Source organism: Pseudoalteromonas sp. NEC-BIFX-2020_015 (assembly GCF_012952265.1).
Taxonomy (GTDB): domain Bacteria; phylum Pseudomonadota; class Gammaproteobacteria; order Enterobacterales; family Alteromonadaceae; genus Pseudoalteromonas; species Pseudoalteromonas neustonica.
In genome coordinates this window covers 1-569 of sequence record NZ_JABCJL010000100.1, presented here as the reverse complement: position 1 = coordinate 569, position 569 = coordinate 1, and the positions used below count along the sequence as shown (strand labels likewise).

Annotated in this window: 1 protein-coding gene; it reads left to right on the top strand. The window is 43.9% G+C overall.

The window, feature by feature from the left end:
* Positions 1 to 9 precede the first annotated feature (9 nt).
* Positions 10 to 569: transposase (locus HH219_RS21740; protein WP_169328616.1), on the top strand; the 560-nt coding region annotated here is incomplete at its 3' end.

Genomic DNA, 569 nt, shown 5'->3' with positions numbered 1-569 from the left:
AGCGCGAAAATGACCACCTCGAAAGGCACAATTCAAGGCTACAACGGGATAGCAATAAATGACGACAAGCACCAAGTTATACTGCAAGCACAGGCATGGGGCTCAGTGGGTGAGCAACAAACCTTACAGCCAGCGGTTAAACAATTAAAACAGCAGTTAGATAAACTGAACACAGATAAATCCGCAGACAAACACACTATTAAATTTACCGCAGACAGTGGTTTTAACAGCGAAGCAAACCTTGAATACATGGCGAAAAGTGGCTTTGATACTTATATTGCGGATAACCAATTTAGAAAACGAAACCCGCTGTTTAAAGACAGTCAAACGTATGAAACAGAGCAAGAAAAACGCCGACTAAAACGCAGTAAAGGCAAGCCACGGTTATTTACCTCAGACGATTTCCATTATGATGAAGCAACCCAAACCTGCCTCTGCCCCGCAGGCAATGGTATGTGGCGAAGCGGGGTTAATGTAAAGAGTCACAATCAAGAATACACGCGATTCTGCGGTTACTTAAAAGATTGCAAAGTATGCCCACTGCAACAGCAATGCATGCGAAAGCCACC